The organism is Novosphingobium terrae, assembly GCF_017163935.1.
In the GTDB taxonomy this organism is placed as follows: Bacteria; Pseudomonadota; Alphaproteobacteria; order Sphingomonadales; family Sphingomonadaceae; genus Novosphingobium; species Novosphingobium terrae.
In genome coordinates this window covers 1,907,033-1,926,983 of the sequence record NZ_JABVZR010000002.1, presented here as the reverse complement: position 1 = coordinate 1,926,983, position 19,951 = coordinate 1,907,033, and the positions used below count along the sequence as shown (strand labels likewise).

The window sequence follows — 19,951 nt, the reverse complement described above, 5'->3', positions numbered from 1 at the left end:
GAGAACCCCATGACAATCCGTTCCACGGCGCTGATCACCGGCGCCAACAAAGGCATTGGCCTTGCCATCGCGCATCAGCTGGGTGCGGCGGGCCATACGGTCTGGCTCGGCTGCCGCGATGCCGCGCGGGGGCAGACCGCCGCCGACGATCTGCGCCATGCCGGTATCGATGCCCATGCCCTCACCATCGATGTGAGCGATGATGACAGCGTGGGCGCGGCAGCCCGGCGGCTGGAAAAGGAGATCGGTGCGCTCGATGTGCTGGTCAACAACGCAGGCATCAGCATCGGCACGCCCGGCCCCGCCAGCGAGGAGCAGATCGATTCCATCCGCGCCATGTTCGAGGTCAACACGCTGGGGCCGCTGCGCGTGACTCAGGCCTTGCTGCCGCTGCTGCGCCGATCGCCTGCCGCGCGGATCGTGATGATGAGCAGCGGGCTGGGCTCGCTGGCGGAAACCGGCGATATGGCGGGCCTGTACTGGAATGTTGACCATGCGGGCTATTGCGCCTCCAAAAGCGCGCTCAACATGCTGACGGTCAAGCTGGCCAAGGAGCTGCTGGCCGAGGGGATCAAGGTCAATGCCGCCGATCCGGGCTTCACCGCCACGGATATGAACGGCCACACCGGCTATCGCGATGTCGATCAGGCCGCAGCCGTGGCGGTGCATCTGGCCACGCTGGGCCCGCTGGGGCCGACGGGCGGCTTCTTCCATGATGGCCATGCCGTTCAGAACCGCCACCGCTGGTAGCAGCCGGAGCCGCATGCATAACGATAAAAGGATGGAGACGATGTTCCTGAAAGACGTCTGGTATGTGGCGGAACTCTCCGCCAATCTGGGGCGCGACATTCTGCGGCGAGAAATCTGCGGCCAGTGGATCGCCTTCTACCGCAAGCTGGATGGCTCCGTCGCGGCCATTGAGGATCGCTGCTCGCACCGTTTCGCGCCGCTCAGCCGGGGCACGCTGGAGGGCGATGTCATCCGCTGCAAATATCATGGCCTGTGCTTTGACGATGCTGGCCATTGCGTGACCAATCCGCACAGCGACAAGATCCCGCCCAACGCCCATGTCCGCGCCTATCCGGTGACTGAACGCTATGGCATGGTCTGGGTGTGGACAGGACATGACGCCAGGGCCGATCCGGCCCAGATCCCGGATCTTGCCTATATTGACGATCCGGCGACAGTGACCGTGTACAATTACATCGAAGCGCAATATCGCGTCGATGTGCTGGTCGACAATCTGCTGGATTTGTCTCACGCCGATTACCTGCATCAGGGCAGCTTTTCCGGCGGCCCGCCCGAGAACAACACGCTGGAGGTCAGCGAAGTCAACAATTGCGTCGATGTCGTCTTCCGTAATTTCGACGCGCCGCCCTCACCGCGCTTTGCCGCGCTGGGGGAGCGGATCGACACGCAGATCAGCATTCGCTGGCATCCCGGCAATGTCATCACCTTTGCCGGGCGCGCGGTGAAAAGCGGCGGCTCCATCGACACCGCCGAGCCCGGACGGTTCTTTCACATCGGCACCCCGGCCAATGCGGGTATGACCCATTATTTCATGTCCACCACGCTCAGCGCGGCGATGCCCGCCGACAGGGCCAGAACCATCCAGACCACCCAGCGCCACGTCATCGACACCGAGGACGGACCCATGCTGGAAGCGGTCGATCTGGCGATGGAGGGAGCCGAGCTGATGGCGCTTCATCCCTTTATCCTGCCCATCGATTCCGGCGGCTTGCGCGCGCGCCGCGTGATGAAACGCCTGCTGGAGTCCGAAGCAGGTCAGGATGCGGCGCGTCTTACGGTCTAAAAATTGACTTGTAGTCAAAAGGTGAAATCATGACCCTCCATACCCCTACGCCCGGCACCATCAGCCGCAGAGGCGCCGCCCACCTTTTGGCCACGGCAGCCTTCACCGCGATGATGCCGGTGGATTCCGCTGCCGCCCAAGGGGGAGGCCAACCCTCCGCACCAGCCCGCCGCATCGACCTGCACCACCACTTCCTGCCCGATTTCTACCGCGAGGCGCTGGCCAAGGCAGACCTGCTGAAAGCCGATGGCATTCCCGGCACCCCCGCCTGGAGCGAGGCCGCGATGATCGCCATGATGGATGATCTGGGCATCGACAAGGCGATCATCTCGGTGTCCTCCCCCGGCGTGCATTTCGGCGATGATGCCGCGGCACGCGCTCTGGCGCGGCGGGTGAATGAGGAAGGCGCCCGGCTGGCCGCCGCCCATCGCGGGCGCATCGGCTTCTTCGCCTCCACACCCCTGCCCGATGTGGCGGGCGCCGTGGAGGAGGTGACCTATGCGCTCGACCATCTGGGCGCCGCCGGGGTGATCTTCGAGACCAATTTCCACGGCGTCTATCTGGGCGATGCGCAACTCGCCCCGGTCTATGCCGAACTGGACAAGCGCAAGGCGGTGCTGTTCATCCATCCCACCTCGCCCGACACCTCCTGCGGCTGCGCTGCGGGGGGACAGGATCTGGGGCTGGGCTATCCCGCGCCGCTGATCGAATTCATCTTCGACACCACCCGTAGCGTCACCAATATGGTGCTCTCGGGCACCTTCGCGCGCTATCCGAACATCCGCCTGCTGGTGCCCCATGCCGGGGCGGCGCTGCCCATTCTGGCCGGGCGGATCGATGCCATCGCCGGGATGCTGGCGCAAGGTGCCCGGCACGCCCCCCCGCCTGCCATGCATGAGGCGCTGCGCCGGATGCATTTCGATCTGGCAGGCATGCCGGTGCCGCATATGCTGAGCACATTGCTCGCCGTCGCCGATCACAGCCGCATCCATTACGGCAGCGACTGGCCCTACACGCCCGTTCCGGCCTGCCACGCCCTGGCCGCCGCGCTGGAGCAGACACCACTGCTGTCCCCCCAACTGCGCAACGCCATCATGGCGGGCAATGCCGAGGCGCTGATCGGCAAGACACCATGATCCGATCACGCGCCGGCTGACCGGCCAGCACACCAGACCAACCGCAGCAAACATGCGCGGAAAGCACCAAGGGAGAGGTTTATGTCGTCCACCCGTATTCGTATCGGCGTCTCGCTGATCGGCATTCTTGCCGCATGTCCCGCCCGGGCGCAGGATGCCCCCGCCGACCAGACCGGCTTGCGCGAGATTGTCGTGACCGCGCAGAAGCGGTCAGAAAATCTGCAAAAGGTGCCGATCTCCGTCATCGCCGCCGATGCCGCCACGCTGGCCAACAAGGGCGTGGCCAACACCGCAGACATCGGCACCATCGCGGCGGGCGTCAATGTGCGGATCAACAATTCGTCGTTCCTGCCCTATATTCGCGGCATCGGCACCAATGCCACCACCACCGAATCCCCGGCCTCGCTCTATGTCGATGGGGTCTACATCCCCTATTCGCGCGGCGGCCTGAGCGGGCTGAGCGATGTGACTCAGGTCGCGGTGCTGAAGGGGCCGCAGGGGACCTTGTTCGGGCGCAACTCCACGGCGGGGGTGATCCAGGTCACCACGCGCAACCCCACGCAGGATTTCCATGCCGAGCTGGGCACCAGCATCGACAATTACGAAACGCTGCACACCGACGCCTATATCGCAGGCGGTCTGGCCGAAGGGTTGACGGCAAGTCTGGCCGGGCAATATGGCGTGCAGGGCATCGGCTGGGGCAAGGATTACACCACCGGCCATGACACGCATCGCGTCGCCCGCGATGTCAATCTGCGCGGCAAGCTGGTCTTTACGCCTTCCACGCAGACGAAGATCAGCGTCGTCGGGCAATATTTCGACCAGAAATTCGTGGGCATCGTCTACACGCCCTATCCGGGCACCACAACGACCTATCCCGGCGCCCTGCCCGTGGCCAATGGCTATGACACGCGCAATGATCTCGACGGCTTCCTGCGTAACAAGGGCTATTCGGGCAGTGTTACGATCAATCAGCATCTGGGCTTTGCCGATCTGCTCTCGATCAGCTCCTATCAGAACATGCATTCCACGCTGCTGTTCGACAATGACGGCACGGCTGCATCCCTGTTCACCGTGGCCGGCGATCAGCCCAACCACGCCTATACGCAGGAGTTGCAGCTCACCTCGCCGACATCGGGGGCCCTGACCTGGGTGGTCGGCGCCTATTACTTCAACAACAAGGAATTCTCCTCCCCGTCTTTGCTGACGATGCGCCCACCCTACAGCAGCCCGCTACCGATCAGCTACATCCGACGTGACGGGAAACAGACCACACAATCGCTGGCCGGTTTCGCACAAGGGACGTGGGAATTCATGCCGGGCAGCCATCTGACGCTGGGCGCACGCTACACCTGGGAAAAGCGCGATCTGCTGGCCTCCCAGCTGTTTTCCCTGACGCTGCCGACCGGGCCCGGCCCGCTGCTGGCCTCAAGCCAGTCGATCGAGAAGCCGAGCTTCCGCGTCGCGCTCGATCACCAATTCGCGCCCGCTGTGCTGGGCTATGCCTCCTTCAACACCGGCTTCAAGAGCGGCGGTTACAATCTGCTGGCCCCGGCCTCTCCCGCCTATCTGCCCGAAAAGCTCAACGCTTATGAGGCAGGACTGAAGACGCAGCTGTTCGACCGGCGTATCCGTCTGAACGCTTCGGTCTTCTATTACGACTACACCAACATTCAGGTTTCGCAGGTGGTCAACAACCTTGCCATCGTCACCAATGCCGCCAAGGCCCACACCTATGGGCTGGATCTGGAGATGCAGGCGCTGGTGACCAGAGGGCTGGAGATCTCGGGCGCGCTGGGGCTGCTGCATGCCGAATATGCCGACTATCCCAATGCCCAGATCGCCATTCCCAATCCGGCGGGCGGTGTCACCATCACCGCTGGCAATGTGGCGGGCAACCGCCTGCCCTCATCGGAAAAGGTGAGCGGCAATCTGGCGGTGGATTACGACACGGCGCTGGCGGGCGCGAGGGTCCATGCCAATGTGGCCGCCGCCTATCATGGCGATTCCTATCTGGAGCCTGACAATTTCATCCGCCAGCCCGCCTATGTCACGCTCAACACCTCGCTGAAATTCACCCTGCCGGATGAGCGCACCAGCGTGACCCTCTTCGGCAAGAATTTGTTCGATGAGCGCGTGCTGACCGCCGCCAACACGTCGGCCAATATCGCCTCGGTGGTCTATGACGCGCCGCCGCGCACCTATGGCGTGGCGCTGCATTACCAGTTCTGAAGCGACAAGACAGAGCCTTATACCATGAAACTCCTTCATCTCGATTCCAGCATTCTTGGCGATCTCTCCGTGTCGCGCCAGCTTTCGGCCCTGATCGTCGGCAGGTTGACGCAGGGGCGGGCAGACATTGCGGTCACCCATCGTGATCTCGCCGAACAGGACTATCCCCATGCCAGGCTAGCCACCCTGCCCTATGATCCGGACTCCCCTATCGCGCCCAGCACGCAAGACCCGCAACAGGCCCGCAGCGAAGCCGCACTGGAGGAATTCCTGCAGACCGACATTCTGGTAATCGGAGCGCCGATGTACAATTACACCGTGCCCTCGCAGCTGAAAGCATGGATCGACCGCATCCTGATCGCCCGCAAGACTTTCCGCTATGGCCCCAACGGGCCGGAGGGGCTGGTCTTCGGCAAACGGGTGGTGATCGCGGTGACTTCAGGCGGGATTTACAGCCCCGGCAGCCCGGGTGCCGCGATCGATCACGCCTCGACCTATCTGCGCAGTTTGTTCGGCACGATCGGCCTCACCGCCGAGATCATCGTGGCCGAAGGGCTGGCCATGGGGCCCGAGGCCAAGGCGAAAGGCATTGCAGCTGCCCGCGAGGCGATCGCGGCGCTGCCACTCTGACCTCCCGGCCCTGCCTAGTCACCAGGGTCGATTGCGCGCGGTACGGTCATCCGGGATCGTATCGCGCGCCTTTTTGCATGGGTGAGAGAACGACCGCGTGCTTCGCGATCCTGCGCAGCGGCAGCCATCAGCAGCAGCACAGGTGTTTGGTGATCTTTGCCGCAGGCTTGCCAGCTTTCCCACCACGGAAAATATCCGCAGATGTCACATGGTGCGGATCAAGATGGTACTGTGGTTTTTCGCTGTATCGAAGATGCAGCTTGATTCAGAAACATTGGCTCAAGCCATGATAGCCTTTTGGGATGCCTGATTGCTCCGATCAATCAATGAAAAACTAACGATTAAGCATGATAGAACTTTATCACCAAAAATGGAGGGATCATGATGTTTGAACGGCATGTTCGTCTGGCAGCGGGGCTTCTGGCACTCTCTCCTTGCCTTGTGCCGACGACGGTTGCCGCACGCGACCTTGATCATGCCGATCAGGACCGCCTCGCCATTCTGAACGCCGCACGGACCGGCCCGTCAGACAAATTCATTGTCAAGGATCTGATCAAGGATCACGGCTACGCCTATCTTTGCGGGTTGATCGAAGGGCCCAAGGGACTCAAGCGCAAGGACGGCAAGATCGCGGTCTATCAGTTCGTTTTGCGCCAGGACTCTGGTCATTGGCAGGCGACCAACATTGCCGAGTCGGCAGATGCTGAAGGTCAGGGACTGGCCAGCGGGACGGCAGATTCGACCAGCACGATAGATTGCACGATTGACGGTAAAAATGTCACAGGAGCAGAAATCCGTGCCATTTACAAAGCTGGAAACTGAACTGATCTTTCCGGATGGCGGTATCAAATATGATATTCCGTCGCCATCCGTTTGAAAATAATTTCGTATTACTGATTTTTATCAGAACGATACAATTTCTGCGTCTCGACGACCGATGGATCGGCATCAATGGAATGCAGGAATGCGACTCTCTCAATGCTATGCCGCTTCAACTTGCCAAGTTCATGAGACTGCTCTTTGGTCAATTTGATCTGGACATAGCCGCGTTCCAGCAAGCATTTATCCAGAACGGCCTGAAGCTGATCCCGAACATCAAAATTGACCATGGCGACGTATTTGGCACCGAATGTGTTGGTCCGCCGCGCGATGTCATCGGCAGACTTAAGTTCCGTGATTCCGCTCACATCATTCATCGCGGTCCAATGCGGATCTATTTGGCCTATTGCATCGAGGAGTTGAGCGGAACTGAGTGCATCGAGGTGCCGTAGCGTCTCGCGGGGGATATAGGCCGTAACGTATCGCGATGTTTCGGCACATTCCTGAGAGTCCCGAACATATTGGTCTAACGGAACTCCAGCTTTGCCCCATGAGGTGTCGCCATGTGGCCCCGCATAGGATGGGGAAGCAACCGCGACCCAAACTGCACAAAACAAGCCCAAAAACCGCATACCGCTCTCCAACCCTAACCAGAGCCACGAATGCGCATATTACAACAATTCTTCTTATAAGAAACCATCACAGAACACCTCCTTAAATCTGCCATCAATTTCAGATGCTCTCGCGTCAGTTACGCAATTTGGCGGGCGCATCGCAGCACTGCAGGAAGCAACAGTTGCCATGGCAGATCCGCTCAAAATCGATGCGGCTCTTGCCATCCGCCTCAGCCAGTCCGCTCCCGTCAAGCCAACCGGAAATCGGAATACCAGACGCCCGACACAGGTGTTGCAGCAGGAACCCCGCCCGCTTGATATCGGGCTCAGCCTGCCCTGCATCCTGCCTGCTCGCACCGTCACTCAGCCCGGCGCAAATCATCTAACTGTCATAAAAATCACGTCAATCCGTCACAAACCTTTCCTAGTGCGCCTCGCGAACGATTCAGAATTTCGTTTGCAGTCATAGGGATAAAGAATGTTGGGTTCGCACCGGTTTCTTGGCACCTTGTCGCTGGCGGCCTTGGCTATGGCCACGCCAGCCCTCGCATCGGAGGCTCCGTCCACCAATGGAGACGCCGCCCCCGCCACTGCCGATGCGCCGACCAGCACCGGCGCTGACATCATCGTTTCCATGCCCAAGACCACCCGCTCGGCCACGCAGCTTGCCGGGGTCGAGGTGCAGAAGATCCTGCCCGGCGTCTCCGCTCTCGGGGCGATCCAGACCCTGCCCGGTGTGATGTATCAGACCGCCGATCCGTGGGGCAACAATGAGCAGGACATGTCGCTCTACATCCACGGCTTTGCCATCAACCAGCTGGGCTACACGCTGGACGGCCTGCCGCTGGGCGATCTGAGCTATGGCACGCTCAGCGGCATCTCGCCGCAGCGCGCCGTGCTGTCGGAAGGCATCGGCAACATCACCGTGGACACCGGTGCCGGCGATCTGGGCACGCCCTCTCTCAACAATCTGGGCGGCGCGATCGAGCTGACCTCCAGCGATCCCTCGCACACCATGGGCATTCAGGCCGCTCAGACGGTCGGCAGCTATGGCACCTCGCGCACCTATGCGCGGATCGACAGCGGCGATTTCGGCGCCGATCACGCCTCGCGCCTTTACATTGCGGCGGCGCGCCAGCGCGCCCGCGCCTGGGACTATGACGGCATTCAGGGCGGCTGGCAGGCCAACGCCAAATATGTCCATGACAATGCGGCGGGCAAGCTGACGGTCTATTTCGACTATTCCGACAAGTCCGAGCCCAACGAAGACGCCACCACCATTTACGTGAAGCCGACCACGGCAGCTCAGGCCTATCAGCCCTACACGCGCCCGTTCACCTATCCCAACTTCGCGGCCGCCCGCGCCTATGTCGATGCCAATGGCAACACGCCGACATCGCAGGGCAGCAATTACAACAATTACTTCTCCGCCGCGCTGCGCACCGACTATCTGGCCTATATCAAATATGACGCCAATCTGACCAAGAACATCAGCTGGTCCAACCAGATCTACTATCACCACAATGACGGTCAGGGCGTGGTGGCCGGGCCGCTGGGCCAGTCGCTGTCAGTGGCGCAGGTCTATTATCCCACGGACACGATCGCCCAGCTGGTCCAGCAGACCGGCGGCAGCGGTTACATCACCCGCGTGACGCAATATCGCGTCGACCGTGAGGGGATCGTCTCCAACCTGCGCGCCAATTTCGGCAATCACCATATCGAATTCGGCGGCTGGTATGAGCACAACAGCAGCGACAATCTGCGCAACTGGTATGCGCTGAGCGCCACCGCGCCGACCGATCCCTATCACTGGCAGCAGAACCCGCTCTTCACGCAATACAGCTTCGAATATCGCACCGATGCGATCCAGCTGCATCTTGAGGATGAGTGGAAGGTCAACAGCCGCCTGACCGTGCAGGGCGGCGTCAAGTCCAGCATCGTCGATGCCAAGGGCTGGTATCCGATCCAGCCGCTGGCCGGGTCCTATTCGGGCATGGTGGGCGCGCTGCCTTCGGGCAACATCAACACCAACAAGTGGTTCCTGCCCGCCATCGGCGCGAAATATGACCTGAACGGTTCCGAGCAGGTCTATTTCAACATCCAGAAAAACCTGCGCAATTATGGCACCGCACCCTGGAGCACCGGCAGCCAGGCGGCCTTCGATTACTTCAAGACCAGCGGCAAGCCGGAAACCTCCTGGACCTATGAGGTGGGCCTGCGCAGCCATCGCCACTTCAACGGCGGCTTCCTCACCTCGCTCGATACGCAGGTGAACTATTACCACGTCGATTTCTCGAACCGCCTGCTGGCCGTCAGCACCACGGTCGGGGGTCTGGGCGGCAGCTCGATCACCGGCGGCACCACCAGCCTGTTCAACGTGGGCAGCGTGACCACCGATGGCGTCGATGCCTCGGCCACGCTGGGCTTCGGCTCGCACGTCTCGATCTACAACGGCCTGTCCTACAACAGCTCGAAGTATGATCAGGATTACTCGAACGGCACCACCACCTATGCCACGGCAGGCAAGCAGGTTCCCGGCAGCCCGCAGTGGATGAACAAGACCGTCGCCTCGCTCAATGTCGGCCCGGTGCAGGCGCAGGTCACGGGCATGTACATCGGCAAGCGCTACGCCACCTACACCGACGACGGCGCGGTCAGCTCCTATTTCATGACCAACGGACGCCTCGCGGTGGATCTGCCCGACAGCATCACCCATCTGAAGAAGGCTTCCATCGCGCTGAACGTGACCAACATGTTCAACGTCCATGGCGCCTCGACCATCTCGATCAGCCAGGCTTCGGGCGTCTATGCGGTCTATCCGATCGCACCGCGCCAGTGGTTCCTGACCTTCTCGGTGGGGCTGTGACCATGATCGACCAGACCCTTTCCCGGCGCGGGCTGATCCGCGCCGGTGCCGGGGCCGCACTGGCCGGGGCTGCGCTTGGCGCGGCCCCGGTCATGGCCGCCACGAAGAAGCCGCTGGTGATCGGCCATCGCGGCTGCTCGGCGCTGCGGCCCGAGCATACGCTGGGCTCCTATGCCAAGGCGATCGCGCAGGGCGCCGATTTCGTCGAGCCCGATCTGGTGCCCACCAAGGATGGCGCGCTGATCGCCCGGCATGAGAACAACATCGCCGAGACCACCAATGTGGCCGACCATCCCGAATTCGCTAGCCGCCGCACCACCAAGGTGATCGACGGGCAGAAGGTGACCGGCTGGTTTACCGAGGACTTCACCCTCGCCGAGATCAAGACGCTGCGCGCCATCGAGCGGATGGGCGCCATGCGCCCGGAAAGCCGCAGCTATGACGGGCAGTTCCAGCTGCTGACGCTGGAGGAGATCGCTGATTTCGTGGAGGCCGAAAGCGCCGCGCGCGGCCGCAAGATCGGCCTGATCCCCGAGATCAAGCATTCCACCTATTTCGCCAGCATCGGTCTGCCGATGGAGCAGCGCTTCCTCGACCGGGTGGCGGCCAGCCATTTCCTCTCGACCGCGCCGGTGATCGTCCAGAGCTTCGAGGTGGCCAATCTCAAATGGCTGCGCCCGCGCATCGCCGCCCATCCCAACATCCAGCTGCTGCAGCTGACGGTGCCGATGGACATGCGCCCCGCCGATGTCACCGCTGCCGGGGGCTCGCTGACCTTCAACCAGATGCAGACGCCAGCGGGCCTTGCCGAGATGAAGACCTATGCCGATTGGGTGGCGCCCGTGCTTCAGGGGATCATTCCCTTTGGCGACATCACCGGCAAGCCCGGCCCGCTGGGCAAGCCGACCACGCTGGTGCGCGACGCTCATGCGGCGGGTCTGCTGGTTTCGACCTGGACCTTCCGCCCGGAAAACCACTTCCTGCCGACCGACCTTCAGGGCCCCGGCGGCGATGCCGCCCGGCAGGACAAGGCCTGCGTGGAGCTGATGCGGCGCTTTATCGCGGCAGGCGTCGATTCCTTCTTCACCGACGATCCGGCGCTGGGCCGCAAGGCGGTGGATGGCATCGGCTGATCATCTGCCGCAGCCTTGATCAGCGCGTGACAGCGGGTGGCGGCCAAACCGCCGCCCGCTTCTTCGACCACGCCCGAGCAGGCCAGTGGTTGCGCCATCCCTGCCCCGATCAGCGCGCTGCTCGGGGCTTTGGCCAGCTGTCACGCTCGGCGAAAATGCGCTGCATTTCGGCCATGTTCTCGGTGCCCCATGTGCAGAGCGGCTCCAGCGCCTGAGCGAGGCTGTGGCCAAGCGGGGTCAGCGTATAATCCACCCTCGGCGGCACCTCCTTATAGTCGGTCCTCAGCAGCACGCCATCGGCTTCCAGCTCCTTCAACTGCTGGATCAACACCTTGTCACTGACATCGCGGATGGCGCGCTTCAGCTCGCCATAGCGCGTGGGGCCGCGCAGCAGGAAATAGAGGATCAGCGGCTTCCACTTGCCGGAAATGACGCGCAGCGTCGCATCCAGTCCACAGGTGAAACCGGGAGCGGTGGGGGCCTCTGTGGTTGCGGCATCAGATGCGTGATCGGACATTTTTAATACTTACCAAAAGGTGCATACTTGTGATCAGGTAGGTGCCACGCCAGCTGAGTGCAACCCTGATTGGAGGCACATATGAACAGACTGGAAGGCAAGACCGCCGTCATCACCGGCGGCGGCACGGGCATCGGCTTTGCATCGGCGCAGCGCTTTATCGAGGAGGGCGCCTTCGTTTACATCTTCGGGCGCCGACAGGCGCTGCTTGACAAGGCGCTCTCCGCTCTGGGCCCCAGGGCCCGGGCGATCGCCGGATCGGTGAGCGATCCCGCCGATCTCGACCGGCTTTTCGATGCGGTGAAGCGCGAAAGCGGATCGCTCGACGTGCTTTTCGCCAATGCCGGAACAGGCGCGCTGGTGCCTTTGCCCCAGATCACGCCCGAACATTACAGCGACACCTTCGACGTCAATGTGAAGGGCACAATCTTCACCGTGCAGAAGGGGCTGACGCTGATGGGCGACGGCGGATCAATTATCCTCACCGGCTCCACCACCGGCGTGATGGGCACCCCCGCCTTCAGCATCTACAGCGCATCGAAGGCGGCGATCCGCAACCTTGTGCGCAGCTGGGCACAGGATCTGCGCGGCACCGGCATCCGCGTCAACGTGCTCTCGCCCGGACCGACGCTGACCGAACTGGCCTCCGAGGTGGTGGGGCGCGATGCGATGATCGAACTGGGAGCAACCACTCCCATCGGCCATGTCGGCGACCCGTCCGAGGTGGCGGCGGTCGCGGCCTTCCTCGCTTCGCCGGACAGCAGCTTCATGACCGGCAGCGAAGTCTTTGCCGATGGCGGGCTGGCGCAGATCTGAGCCAGCCCGAAAGAGGCCAAACGCGGCATGAGACGGCCTTGGCCGCCTCATGCTGGCGGGCCTGTCAGGCCCGCACAAGCCCCGGCTTGCCAGCCTCGACCGCCCAGCTGGCCGCCGTCCTGATCGGCATGTCGCGCTGCGACACCGCATCCACCGTCCGGTAATGGCCGATCCATGAGGCCGCGGTGATCTCGCTCACCACATAGCCGCGCCGGTCATTGGTCCATTTGAGGAAAGGATTGTCGGCCATCCACCGCTCATTGCCGGGGCGGGTATCATGGCCGTCACCGCCCGAGGTGATCGAGGTGGAGACGAATTCCGAGGCCACCACACGGTTGTCCAGCATCAGATCATTGGCGAAGTTCTGATGCTCGTCGCCGGTGACGACCACCACATTGCGGCTGCGCCCGAACATGGCGAACAGCCTTTCACGCTGGCGCTGATAGCCCGCCCAGCTGTCCATGTTGTAGACGGGGGCCGTGCGCGTGTCATTGGCTTCGCGCCGGTCGAGCGGGCACATCATCACCTGCTGCGCCAGCCCCTGCCAGCGCTGATGGCTCTGGGCGAAACCGGCATTGAGCCAGCTTTCCTGCTCCGGATTGATCATCTGCGCGCTGGGCGAGATCTGCGCCGCACAGGCCAGCTGGTAATTGTCCCCGCAAGGCTGATCGCTGCGGTACAGGCGGGTGTTGGGCAGATGGAGGCGCAGCAGATCGCCGTAATCGGCGCGCTGGTGGAAATCGACCATCCCGTCACGCCCCAGGGACGCGCGGCGCACCGGCATATGCTCATACCAGGCCTGAAGCGCCATGCGGCGGCGCGTGATGAACAGCTCGGGCGGGGTGCCGTTCTGATCCCAGTCACCCGCCCAATTGTTCTGCACCTCATGATCGTCATAGGTGCAGAACCAGGGATGCGCGGCGCGGGCCGCCTGAAGATCGGTGTCGAGCGCAGTCTGGGCATAGCGCAGGCGATAGGCGTCGAGCGAGAAAGGCTCGGCGCCCAGATAGCGGCGCACGGGTTCGACGGGCTGATGGCGATTGTCCAGCTCGAAACCGGGCGAATATTCGTAAATGAAATCGCCGTAATGGAAGAAGAAATCCAGATCTTCCTGCGCGGCATGGCGAAAGGCGGTGTACCAACCCGCCTCATAATGCTGGCAGCCCACGGCGGCAAAGCGCACCCTTTCCACCGTCGCGCCAAGGGCGGGCAGCGTGGCGGCGCGGCCCGTCAGGCTCTTCTGGCCGGCGCAATGGAAGCGATACCAATAGGGGCGCCCCGGCTTCAGCCCCGCCACTTCGGCATGGACGCTGTGGCCCAGTTCGGGGCGGGCGATCTCGGTGCCCTTGGCCACGGGTTTGCGGAAGCCCTCATCTTCGGCCACCTCCCACTCGACCGCCACCGGCTTCATCGGCATGCCATATTGCGGTTCGAGCGGGCGCGGCGCGAGGCGCGTCCAGATCACGAAGCCGTCGATGGCCGGATCGCCCGCGCAGACGCCCAGCGTGAAAGGGTAGTCGGCAAAGCCCAGCGTCTGTGCCCGGGCGGAGGACAGAATGAACGGGCTGAGCGAGAGGCCGAGGGCAAGGCTACGGCGCGACAGGGGGAAAAGGTCAGGCATGACGGGCTATTAGTCAGCAACTGCTACATAAATGTGACTATATACCATCCCATTTATACGCCTCACGAAAGCGCCAGCGATTGATGGGCGGCTATGCCGGCCATAACGCCCGCGGCCGCAGCCAGTGTCGCATTATGCATCGGATGGGCAGCATCACCAGCGGCATAGACACCGGGGATCGAGGTCAGCCCCCGCGCATCGACCTTGACGTAAGGGCCGGTGGGGCCATCCTCCATCACGCAACCAAGCGCTTCGGCGATCGGGCTCGATGGCCGGGTTCTGGGCATTGTGAACACCGCGGCAACAGCGATGGTGCGGCCATCGGCCAGTTGCACCGCCCGCAAGGCCGGAGCATCGCCGAGCAAGGCAACAACCGGGTTGCGCTCGATCACGACACCGCGCCTGCGCAGCAGGTCGGCCTGCTCCGGCTCCGGCTCATGGAGGCCTTGGGTGAAATAGGTGGCCGGGCCCCAATCGGGGATCAGCGCAGCCTGATGCGCCGCCAGGGGATGATTGGCGATGATCCCCAGAGCGTGATCGCGCACCTCATATCCATGGCAATAGGGACAATGAAGCACGGTGCTTCCCCAGCGCTCTTTCATGCCGGGAATGTCAGGCAATGTGTCGGTGACGCCCGTGGCGAGGATCAGACGCCGGGCGCGGTGCTCGGTGCCGTCCTTCAGGCTGACGGCAAAAGCATCGTCAAGGCGGCGGGCATGTTGCGCATGATCCTTCAGGATGTTCACCGTTGGATAGCGCAGCAATTGACGGCTCGCTTCGGACAGGATGGCATGCGGCGCCTTGCCATCCTGTCCGAGAAAACCGTGAGATTCATCGGCAAAACGGTTGCGCGGCGAACCGGCATCGATCAGCAGCACGTCCTTGCGGGCGCGGGCAAGTTGCAGCGCCGCAGATTGCCCGGCGAAGCTGCCGCCGATCACAATAACATCATGCATCATAAGCTTCTTCTCCAGCGCCCCGATTCTCGGCACTTATGATGTTACATATTGGCGCTGGACATATTTTGCAACTCTTGAGGTTACGTAAAACCAATCCCGTCGTGATCCGGAGGGTGATGGAGGGGAACCAGTCCCCTCCATGGTCTGAATGTCAGGCCGCCGCGATGCGCAAAATCGGCTTGATGGTCTTGCCGCTTTCGCTGTCGGCCACGGCCTGGTTGATGTCGGCAAAGTCGTAGAAGGTAACGAGGCGGTCGAAGGGAAAGCGCCCCTGCGCATGCAGCGCAATCAACTGCGGGATAAATGTCTGAGGCACGGCATCCCCCTCGACAATGCCCATGATCCGCTTGCCCGGGACCATGACATAATTGACGTCGATGGACGCCTCGGTGCCCAGCGGAGGCGCCCCCACGATGCCGCAGGTGCCCATGATGCCGAGGCAGTCGATGGCCTGACGCAGCACCGCCGGGCGACCGCTGCTCTCCAGCGTGTAATCCACGCCGCCACCGGTGATCTCGCGAATGGCTTCGACCGGATCGACTTCGCGGCTGTTGACCACATGGGTCGCCCCCAGTTCCAGCGCCAGATCGAGGCGGCTCTGCGTCACATCCACCGCGATGATGGTGGTGGCCCCAGCCACGCGCGCGGCCATCACCGCCGAAAGCCCCACAGCGCCCGAACCGAAAGCGGCAAAGCTGCTGCCCGCCGGCACCGCCATGGCTTTCAGCACCGCCCCCGCGCCGGTCTGGATGCCGCAGCCCAGCGGCCCCAGCAGTTCGAGCGGCGCATCCCTGGCCACTTTCACCAGATTGCGCTCATGCGCGATGGCATAGGTGCCGAAGGAGGACTGGCCGAAGAAATGGTCATGCACCAGCGCGCCATGGCTGTCGCAGGTCGCCGTCGAGCCATCGCCACGCCCGCCGCCGAAGTTGAGCGCGAAGAAATCGCCGCAATGCGCCGGATGGCCGTTCTGGCATGGGCGACAGGTGCCGCAGGACATGAAGCTCATCACCACATGATCGCCCACGGCAAAGCCGACGACATCCGATCCGATCGCCTCGACCACGCCCGATCCCTCATGCCCCAGCACGGCGGGCAGCGGAGAGGGGTAATATTGGTCGCGGATGATGATGTCGGTGTGGCAGACGCCGGTGGCCACCACCCGCACCAGCACCTCGCGCGGGGCGGGCTGGCCGATGGTGCCTTGCTCAAGCTGGAAGGGAGCGCCCTTGTCGCGCACCACGGCGGCGGTGAGCGGGCGGGTGATCGCGCTTGTCTCTGTCATGGAAAATCCTCTCCTCTTTGCGAGGTCATATGGGCGGGTTCAGAACGGATAGGCGGGCGGGGCGCTCTTGATCGTCACCCATTGCCAATGGGTGAACTCCTCCCAATTGGCCGGGCCGCCGATGCTGGTGCCATTGCCCGAAGCGCCGACACCGCCAAAGGGATTGACCACATCGTCATTCACCGTCTGGTCGTTGATATGCAGCAGCCCGGCATGCAGCCGGTCGCCCAGCGCCAGAGCCCGCGCCACATCGCGCGAGATCACCGCCGCCGAGAGACCATATTCGGTGTCATTGGCCATGGCGATTGCCTCCTCATCGGTATCGAAGGGCACGATCACCGCGACGGGGCCGAAGATTTCCTCCTTGTAGGCCGCCATATGCGGCGTCACACCGGCCAGCACGGTGGGGTTGAAGAACAGCCCCTCGCCCGGTCCGCCCGCCAGCAGCTGCGCTCCATCGCTCTGCGACTGAGACACCACGCGGGCGATATGATCGAACTGGCGGGCATTGATGATCGGGCCGACGGCAACATCCTGCGTCGCCGGATCGCCCACAGGGAGGACCCTCGCCTTCTCGGCCAGACGGCGTGAGAACTCCTCGACGATGGAGCGCTGCACGAAAACACGCCCCGCCGTCATGCAGATCTGCCCCTGATGCAACCATGTGCCCCAGGCCGCATTCTTCACCGCCAGATCGAGATCGGCATCCTCCAGCACCACCAGCGCATTCTTGCCGCCCAGCTCCAGCGAGACCTTCTTGAGATGCTCGCTGGCGGTGCGGCCCACCATGCGGCCCGCGCCGGTCGAGCCGGTGAACTGGATCATCGCCACATCGGGATCGGTGCAGAGCGCCTCACCCACGGCGCCATCGCCGGGCAGCACATGAAGCAACCCCGCCGGAAGCCCGGCCAGTTCGAACAGCCGCGCGATCACCAGACCGCCGCAGATCGCGGTGCGCGGATCGGGCTTGAGCACCACGGCATTGCCCACCGCCAGCGCGGGCGCCACGGCGCGCATCGCCAGATAGAGCGGGAAGTTGAAGGGCGAAATCACCCCCACCACGCCGAGCGGACGGCGGCGGGCAAGGCTGGTGCGGCCCGGCTCGCTGGGCAGGATCAGGCCTTGCGCCTGATGCGGCATGGCAGCGGCCAGCTGGATCGATTTCAGCGTGACGGAGAGTTCGAAACCGGCCTTGGCCCGCACCGAACCGCTCTCGCGCACCACCCAGTCGATGATCTCCTCACTGTGGGTGCGGCCGATCTCAAGGGCTTTGAGAAAGACCTCGGCGCGGGCATCGGGGGAAGCGGCGGCCCAGCCCTGCTGCGCCTTGCGCGCGGCGGCGCTGCTGGCACGCAGGATCTCGGGCGTGACCATGGCGATCTGCCCCAGCACCGCCCCGCTGCCGGGCGCGACGGCATCGGCGAGCTTGCCCCCTGTGACCCATTCCCCGGTGAAATACTGGCCGGCAATCTGCGCAGGCGTCAGAAATGCGGATTGAGTCACGGGGCATTCTCCTCTCAGGGTCAGTTTTTCGGAAAAGCTGTCACGATGGCAAGAAAGGTATGGGGTGGTTCGAGATGCGCGAGTCCGTCCCGCATGCGCAACGGGTCATGGCTGGCGGATGCAGCCGGAAGGCGTGGAGCCTGCGCAGGCATGGTCTGGCTCTGCCTAATATAGGTATCAGCAAGCGGCTTGAGACGGTGATGGCACTTATCGCCATATCTTGCTGTGCGGATGGTCGCGGCCTCGGCACGAGCCTCGTTCCCATGGTCGCGGGTCAGGCTCGATGAGGCTTGGAGAGCGGCCATCGCGAGATTATGCGGGCGTATCGCAGGCAAGTCCACGCCAAAGGTGTCGATCCGAGCCAGTCTGGCCATATCCGTTCCCGCATGTTTTGTGGTCTTGAAGATGTGGGGCTAGCCCCCGGCGTGGAGTCTTGGCAAAGACCATTAAGGTCTGGACGCCATACCTGACAGGTATTGCCAATCAGCTTGCATTATGTGCGGTCTGTCATGACCTTTGCCGATGAGCGCGACAGACCCGCGCAGCGCTGTGCAGGTCTGTCGCCGCCTCTGCATCGCACCGCGTCCAGACAGCATGGACTTGATATACAGAGTTAGAATAAATTCTATAAATTCAATCTGATGACTAAATTTCAGCCGGCAGTTCAAGGGATTACCAAGGGCCCTGTATGCGTCATGGGTATCGCATCCATACTTTTATAGTTTTTGACCACGCTGATCGCTTCACCTTACGCTGATCATGCAAGCAGGCGATATCCTGACTTCAAATCCAGAAAAATCCAAAGAACATCATTGGGAGAGAGTGATGAAGCAGAAAGCTTTCATCCGATAGAATTCCGATAAGACGGATAAGACATCGTCATTTCAAAAAACAAAGAAAGCACGTGATCGGGCGATGACATCGCGCCGAACAAGCACGTGCGCCGGCAGGGAAGAGAGTACATGACCAACACCCATCCAAAGGCGTATTTTCCGTCTCACTTTGTGAAAGGCGGGCTCTCGACTTTGGCTTGCTGCTCGGCGTTCATCGCCGCCGCCACAGCACACGCCACGGAGAACGGTACGCAGCATTATCCTATCGGCTTGCTGACGGCCTCACAATCGATCATGCCGGAACCGGGCAATGGGACAGTCCAGAATTACGACGTCATCTATGATGCCGACCGCATGAATGATGGCAATGGCAACAAACTTCCTCCCGACTTCCACCTCAATGTAAAAGTACAGGCCACCCGCTTCATCTATACATGGCCAATCGAGCTGAACGGGCTGACGATCAGCAGCGGCAGCGCCGTCAACTTCTACAACACCAGCCTGAGCGTCGGCGCGGAACATGGCGAGCGCTTCCAGCTGGCCGACACCAATTTCGCGCCGATCATGCTGCGCTGGACCAACAAGAAGAACCTGCATGTGATGGTGGCCACCAATGTCTGGGCACCGACCGGTTCCTATAAGGCCAACCGTCTGGTCAATGCGGGCCTCAACTACTGGTCGGGCGATCTTGAGGCGGGCTTCACCTGGATGCCCACAAAGCGCTGGGAAATCGGCGCGGACAGCTGGACGGGCTTTGCCTTCAACAGCAATCACGCCACGGGCTACAAATCGGGCAACACCTTCGATGTCGATTTCGTGGTCGGCTATCGCCCGCTGGTCAAGAAACCGCAGCTCCAGCTGGCGCTGACGGGTGACTTCTTCCGCCAGTTCAGCGACGACAAAGTCAACGGACTGAAGGTCGGTACGGACGGTTTTCGCGGCAAGCAGATGGCCTTGGGGCCAAGCATTCGCTGGGATTTCCGGCCGGGTCTGGCCGTACTCTTCAAATATCAGAAGGAATTCGACGTCCGCAATCGACCGGAAGGCGAGAAGTTCTGGCTTGAGCTGGCCGTTCCACTCGGCAAGTCTCATCATGAATGAAGATAGATCGCGTTATGTCGATGGCTGAACGGCGACTTTCAGGATGAACCACCATGACAGCTTGCGACCGGAA

Annotated in this window: 19 protein-coding genes; 13 read left to right on the top strand and 6 right to left on the bottom strand. The window is 62.2% G+C overall.

Annotated features, from left to right (window positions below; translation table 11 throughout):
- Positions 1 to 9 precede the first annotated feature (9 nt).
- The 11 genes from HGK27_RS26425 to HGK27_RS26375 all read left to right on the top strand — a co-directional run bounded on the left by HGK27_RS26425 (position 10) and on the right by HGK27_RS26375 (position 11,243).
- Complete coding sequence (locus HGK27_RS26425; RefSeq protein ID WP_206243798.1) at positions 10 to 750, top strand: SDR family oxidoreductase; 741 nt, start codon at positions 10 to 12, stop codon at positions 748 to 750.
- 40 nt (positions 751 to 790) lie between these two features.
- A complete protein-coding gene (locus tag HGK27_RS26420; RefSeq protein WP_206243797.1) occupies positions 791 to 1,813 on the top strand; it encodes an aromatic ring-hydroxylating dioxygenase subunit alpha in 1,023 nt (340 codons plus the stop codon).
- A gap of 29 nt (positions 1,814 to 1,842) precedes the next feature.
- Complete coding sequence (locus HGK27_RS26415) at positions 1,843 to 2,949, top strand: amidohydrolase family protein (RefSeq protein ID WP_241127500.1); 1,107 nt, start codon at positions 1,843 to 1,845, stop codon at positions 2,947 to 2,949.
- Between the two features lie 81 nt (positions 2,950 to 3,030).
- Positions 3,031 to 5,181 carry a TonB-dependent receptor gene (locus HGK27_RS26410; RefSeq protein ID WP_206243796.1) on the top strand — a complete coding sequence of 717 codons (2,151 nt, stop codon included), beginning with the start codon at positions 3,031 to 3,033 and terminating at the stop codon, positions 5,179 to 5,181.
- Between the two features lie 24 nt (positions 5,182 to 5,205).
- Positions 5,206 to 5,811: an FMN-dependent NADH-azoreductase gene (locus tag HGK27_RS26405; RefSeq protein WP_206243795.1), complete on the top strand. Its 606-nt coding sequence runs from the start codon at positions 5,206 to 5,208 to the stop codon at positions 5,809 to 5,811.
- 97 nt (positions 5,812 to 5,908) lie between these two features.
- Positions 5,909 to 6,121: a hypothetical protein gene (locus tag HGK27_RS26400; RefSeq protein WP_206243794.1), complete on the top strand. Its 213-nt coding sequence runs from the start codon at positions 5,909 to 5,911 to the stop codon at positions 6,119 to 6,121.
- Positions 6,122 to 6,192: 71 nt separating this feature from the next.
- Positions 6,193 to 6,633, top strand: a complete 441-nt coding sequence (locus HGK27_RS26395; protein ID WP_206243793.1) for a hypothetical protein — start codon at positions 6,193 to 6,195, stop codon at positions 6,631 to 6,633.
- A 29-nt stretch (positions 6,634 to 6,662) separates the two neighbouring features.
- Positions 6,663 to 7,082, top strand: coding sequence for a hypothetical protein (locus HGK27_RS26390; protein ID WP_206243792.1), 420 nt, complete (start codon positions 6,663 to 6,665; stop codon positions 7,080 to 7,082).
- Positions 7,083 to 7,431: 349 nt separating this feature from the next.
- Complete coding sequence (locus HGK27_RS26385; protein ID WP_206243791.1) at positions 7,432 to 7,713, top strand: hypothetical protein; 282 nt, start codon at positions 7,432 to 7,434, stop codon at positions 7,711 to 7,713.
- Between the two features lie 9 nt (positions 7,714 to 7,722).
- A complete protein-coding gene (locus tag HGK27_RS26380) occupies positions 7,723 to 10,110 on the top strand; it encodes a TonB-dependent receptor (RefSeq protein WP_206243790.1) in 2,388 nt (795 codons plus the stop codon).
- A 2-nt stretch (positions 10,111 to 10,112) separates the two neighbouring features.
- Positions 10,113 to 11,243, top strand: a complete 1,131-nt coding sequence (locus HGK27_RS26375) for a glycerophosphodiester phosphodiesterase (RefSeq protein ID WP_206243789.1) — start codon at positions 10,113 to 10,115, stop codon at positions 11,241 to 11,243.
- Positions 11,244 to 11,352: 109 nt separating this feature from the next.
- Here the strand turns inward: HGK27_RS26375 and HGK27_RS26370 are convergent, their stop codons facing one another.
- Entirely contained in the window at positions 11,353 to 11,760 is a 408-nt protein-coding gene (locus tag HGK27_RS26370; RefSeq protein WP_206243788.1) for a winged helix-turn-helix transcriptional regulator, read from the bottom strand.
- Positions 11,761 to 11,841: 81 nt separating this feature from the next.
- Between HGK27_RS26370 and HGK27_RS26365 the strand changes: the two genes are divergently transcribed.
- Positions 11,842 to 12,576, top strand: a complete 735-nt coding sequence (locus HGK27_RS26365) for an SDR family NAD(P)-dependent oxidoreductase (RefSeq protein WP_206243787.1) — start codon at positions 11,842 to 11,844, stop codon at positions 12,574 to 12,576.
- A gap of 64 nt (positions 12,577 to 12,640) precedes the next feature.
- Here the strand turns inward: HGK27_RS26365 and HGK27_RS26360 are convergent, their stop codons facing one another.
- From HGK27_RS26360 to HGK27_RS26340, 5 genes are all read right to left on the bottom strand, one after another.
- The gene (locus tag HGK27_RS26360) at positions 12,641 to 14,197 is read right to left on the bottom strand and encodes an alkaline phosphatase D family protein (protein ID WP_206243786.1); all 1,557 of its coding nucleotides are present in this window, start codon (positions 14,195 to 14,197) and stop codon (positions 12,641 to 12,643) included.
- A 62-nt stretch (positions 14,198 to 14,259) separates the two neighbouring features.
- Positions 14,260 to 15,153, bottom strand: coding sequence for an NAD(P)/FAD-dependent oxidoreductase (locus HGK27_RS26355; protein WP_206245568.1), 894 nt, complete (start codon positions 15,151 to 15,153; stop codon positions 14,260 to 14,262).
- A gap of 154 nt (positions 15,154 to 15,307) precedes the next feature.
- Positions 15,308 to 16,441 carry an NAD(P)-dependent alcohol dehydrogenase gene (locus HGK27_RS26350; RefSeq protein ID WP_206243785.1) on the bottom strand — a complete coding sequence of 378 codons (1,134 nt, stop codon included), beginning with the start codon at positions 16,439 to 16,441 and terminating at the stop codon, positions 15,308 to 15,310.
- Between the two features lie 39 nt (positions 16,442 to 16,480).
- Complete coding sequence (locus HGK27_RS26345) at positions 16,481 to 17,944, bottom strand: benzaldehyde dehydrogenase (protein ID WP_206243784.1); 1,464 nt, start codon at positions 17,942 to 17,944, stop codon at positions 16,481 to 16,483.
- Positions 17,945 to 17,964: 20 nt separating this feature from the next.
- Positions 17,965 to 18,318: a hypothetical protein gene (locus HGK27_RS26340; RefSeq protein WP_206243783.1), complete on the bottom strand. Its 354-nt coding sequence runs from the start codon at positions 18,316 to 18,318 to the stop codon at positions 17,965 to 17,967.
- Between the two features lie 588 nt (positions 18,319 to 18,906).
- Between HGK27_RS26340 and HGK27_RS26335 the strand changes: the two genes are divergently transcribed.
- Positions 18,907 to 19,878 carry a SphA family protein gene (locus HGK27_RS26335; protein WP_206243782.1) on the top strand — a complete coding sequence of 324 codons (972 nt, stop codon included), beginning with the start codon at positions 18,907 to 18,909 and terminating at the stop codon, positions 19,876 to 19,878.
- Positions 19,879 to 19,951: the final 73 nt, after the last annotated feature.